The organism is Hydrogenivirga sp. 128-5-R1-1 (genome assembly GCF_000171895.1).
This window is the reverse complement of record NZ_ABHJ01000061.1, coordinates 1-3,821: the sequence shown is the minus strand read 5'-3', so window position 1 is coordinate 3,821 and position 3,821 is coordinate 1. Positions and strand designations below refer to the sequence as shown.

Genomic DNA, 3,821 nt, shown 5'->3' with positions numbered 1-3,821 from the left:
AGTACCAATATCTGAACTACTACCTCCTCCGCCACAGGAAAATAAGAGCGTGGTTGATAACAAAGCCGATGCTAATAAAAGTTTTTTCTTCATCATACAAACCTCCAGTAGTTTTTACCGGAGGTTTATACAATATTCATGCCAAACTGGATTTTATTCTTTTGAAAGGTTATATTTCTTAATCATTCTGTAGATTTCAGCTCTTGTTTTACCTGATAACTTAGAGGCTTTTGAGATATTCCAGCTGGTTTCCTTTAATAAATTTTCAAAGTATTTTTTTTCAAACTCTTCTTTTATTTGTTTAAATGGTTTAATTTCACTGTTTTGCAGTGGCTCTTTAGTGTATGATATTATAACATTATTGTTCTCTAATAATACACTATCAATGATTGGTTTGTCCTCCATAAGAACTGTTCTTTCTATAACCCCTTCCAACTCCCTAATATTCCCCGGCCAGCTATAAGATAAAAGTTGATTAATAACATTTTTAGAAAATTTTTTTTCAGGAATTCCATATTTTAAAGAAACTTTTTTTATAAAAAACTTTGCAAGGGGAATTATATCTTCTTTTCTCTCTCTAAGGGGGGGCAGCTGGAAATGTATTGTATTAATTCTATAAAAAAGGTCTTCTCTAAATTTTCCTTCTTTCATAAGCTCGTGCAGGTCTCTATTTGTGGCGGAAATTATCCTTATATCAACTTTTTTGGGATTTGTATCACCTACAGGTATAAACTCTTTGTTTTGTATTAGACGAAGCAGTTTTACCTGAAGATTTAAAGGAAGTTCTCCAATTTCATCTAAAAATAATGTTCCTCCCTCTGCCTGCTGTACAATACCTTTTTTATCAGAAATTGCTCCTGTAAATGCTCCTTTTTTATATCCAAAAAGCTCACTTTCAAGAAGGTCTGCAGGAATAGCCCCACAGTTTACTGCAATAAAAGGCTTATCTGCCCTTTTACTGTTTTTGTGTATGAATTTTGCCAGTACTTCTTTTCCTGTTCCGCTTTCTCCTGTAATTAAAACATTGGTATCAAAAGGTGCTATTTTTCTTGCTTTTTCAATAATAGACTTCATTATAGGATTTTCTGTAATAATATCTTCCTGAATAGCCTGACGAAGTCTTATATTTTCTTCTTTCAGGTCTTTATGTTCCAGTGCTTGTTTTATAACAAGCTCTAATTCATCATAATTAATTGGCTTTGTAATATAGTGATAAGCTCCCAGTCTCATTGCTTCCACGGCATCTTCTATACTTCCAAATCCTGTCATCATAATAACCTGTATGTTTTCACCGTGGGATTTTATATGCCTTAAAACTTCAATTCCATCAAGCTGAGGCATGTTTTTGTCTATTATTGCAAGGTCTATTTTTTCAGTAGAAACAGTATTTAGAGCTTCAAGGGGTGAACTTTCTGTTAGAATTTTATAATTCTTGTTTTTGCTTAATTTGGCTTTCATTAAAGTTAAAAGCTCTCTGTCGTCGTCAATTATTAAAATCTTTTTCTTTTCACTCATTGATTTCTACCTTTGTATTAATTTCAAACATCTTTAGTATTAAAATGATACTATCTATGTAAAATTTTTCAATTTGAGAAAATGGTTTATTACATTTAAAAATTGCTTCATCATTTTTTATAATCAGATTACCTGAAGGGATTTTCTCTAAAACTTCTAAAGTGTGCTTAAACAGTTTTCTATCTACCCTGATTTTTTCCATTTGAATTTCAATATTTTTATGGTTAAACTCACCAGCACTGATTTCTTCAAGGTTTAACTTATATTCTCCTGATTTAATCTTTTCAATAGTAAAAATAAGCTCAAGTAAAGTTTTTAAGTTATTCAGAGAAGATTCACATATTGACAGTATTTCGTCCTCTTCCTCAAGCTCATCTTTTATTAACTGCAGAGAGGTTTCTAACTTAAATATTAAGCCGTTTATATCGTGCTTTAGTTTATATATTTCCATAAGTAATAATATACAACAAAAAATAAAAAGCCGATATGTCAAACTTGTCAAATTGACAAAAAAGTTATATCATTAATTTCAAAGAATAAATCTTGAGGATTTTAAGATGATTAATGTAGTATCAGGCAATAAAATAAAAATAATTCCAGATAAAGCACCTTCAGAACAAACAAAAATCACATATTTAAGAATATCAGTTACTGACAGATGTAATTTAAAATGTTTTTACTGCAGACCTGAAAATCAAGAGTTTATACCAAGACAGGAAATTTTAGATTATGAAGATATGGTTAAACTTGTAAAAGTTTTAACAAAGTTTGGATTAAAAAGTGTGAGAATAACAGGAGGAGAGCCATTACTCAGACAGGATATAGAAAAATTTGTTGCAATGCTTAATGAAGTTGAAGGTATTGATGATATATCAATGACTACAAACGCAATAACACTAAAAAAACATGCAAAAGCATTAAAAGAAGCAGGTTTAAGAAGATTAAACATATCAATAGATAGTCTAAAACCAGAGCTTTTTTATGAAATCACAAAAGGAAATCTTCAAGATGTAATAGATGGAATAGTAGAGGCAAAAAAACTTGGAATTGAACCTATAAAAATAAATGCAGTTATAATTAAAGGATTAAATGAAAATGAAGCACTTGATTTTGTAGAATTTGGTAAAGAATATGGAGTTGAAGTTAGATTTATAGAAATGATGCCAATTGGGCAGGGGCAGATAAAATGGGATGAGGATATGGTTCAGCCCCTTGAAAAGGTTAAAAATATGATAGAGGAAAAATACGGAGAATTAGTCCCTTCTTCATCCATAGGAAGTGGTGCAGCAAGGGTTTATGAAATTCCTTCAATAAATACAAAAGTTGGATTTATAACTCCTCTTTCTAATCCATTCTGCGACGGCTGTTCAAAATTAAGACTTACAGTAGAGGGAAGCATAAAACTTTGCCTTAGGACAGACGATGAAATTATAGCTAAGGATATACTAAAAAATGGAACAGAAAAGGAAATAGAAGAATTTGTAAGAAAAGTAGTTGTAGCCAAAGAAATATCAAATCAAAATATTCAGTTTAATAACTATGCCTTTGGAGAATGCCAGAGAATAATGACAAGCATAGGTGGTTGACAGAGGTCTGAGTGTAATTATCCTTTATTTTATTATGAAAAAAGATGAAATTAAGATAATAAAAGATAAGGAGACAGGGAACATATTAATTAATCATAAAGACTGGGGACACTGGTGGTTTGATGTTAGTGCACTTTGTTTTTCTTTTTTAGATGAAAACAAAAATGAACTTTACGCTGGAGATATTTTAAGAGGAAGACATACTGTTGATAGTGCTTCTTTCCTTGACTGGATTGTTCAGGCTGGATTAAAACCGTGGATTACATCTAAAGATACGAAAGGACTTATAAGAATGTTTAATGACCTTTTTGAACTTCAAAAGAACTTCTGTTCTTATGGGAAAAATAAAGAACTTACTATTGAAGAAGTAGTTGAAATACTTGATAAAAAGCTTGAGAGCTTCTTGAATGAATAAAACTTGTTTAATAACAGGCGTTTCCAAAGGACTTGGTAAGGCACTAGCTTTAAAATTTAAAAAAGAAGGTTTTACTGTAGTTGGAGTATCACGTTCTAAGCCCGATTTTGAGATTGATTATCATATAGAGGTTGATTTAGCAGAAAAAACAGCCGTTGAATATATTTATAAAAAATTTAATGAAAAGTATAACCATCTTGATATTCTTATCAATAATGCAGGTATTGGTCTTTATGATTCCTGGGAAAATACAAAAGAGGAAGATTTGAGAAAACTTTTAGAAATTAATTTTTTTAAAGTTGTTT

5 protein-coding genes are annotated in these 3,821 nt (G+C 30.6%); 3 read left to right on the top strand and 2 right to left on the bottom strand.

Features of this window, described 5'->3' with window-relative positions:
* Positions 1–153: 153 nt before the first annotated feature.
* Together HG1285_RS05475 and HG1285_RS05480 are read right to left on the bottom strand one after the other, a co-directional pair.
* Entirely contained in the window at positions 154–1,515 is a 1,362-nt protein-coding gene (locus HG1285_RS05475) for a sigma-54 dependent transcriptional regulator (protein ID WP_008288386.1), read from the bottom strand.
* Positions 1,508–1,966: a hypothetical protein gene (locus tag HG1285_RS05480; protein ID WP_008288385.1), complete on the bottom strand. Its 459-nt coding sequence runs from the start codon at positions 1,964–1,966 to the stop codon at positions 1,508–1,510. Before HG1285_RS05480 ends, HG1285_RS05475 begins: the two co-directional genes overlap by 8 nt.
* A 106-nt stretch (positions 1,967–2,072) precedes the next feature.
* Here HG1285_RS05480 and moaA point away from each other — a divergent pair, with 106 nt between their 5' ends.
* The 3 genes from moaA to HG1285_RS05495 form a co-directional block, all read left to right on the top strand.
* Positions 2,073–3,101, top strand: coding sequence for a GTP 3',8-cyclase MoaA (gene moaA / locus HG1285_RS05485; protein ID WP_008288384.1), 1,029 nt, complete (start codon positions 2,073–2,075; stop codon positions 3,099–3,101).
* A gap of 34 nt (positions 3,102–3,135) precedes the next feature.
* Positions 3,136–3,516, top strand: coding sequence for a hypothetical protein (locus tag HG1285_RS05490; RefSeq protein ID WP_032496834.1), 381 nt, complete (start codon positions 3,136–3,138; stop codon positions 3,514–3,516).
* Positions 3,509–3,821 (top strand): SDR family NAD(P)-dependent oxidoreductase (locus HG1285_RS05495; RefSeq protein WP_008288381.1); only part of this gene is annotated, 313 nt, incomplete at its 3' end. The genes HG1285_RS05490 and HG1285_RS05495, both read left to right, overlap by 8 nt.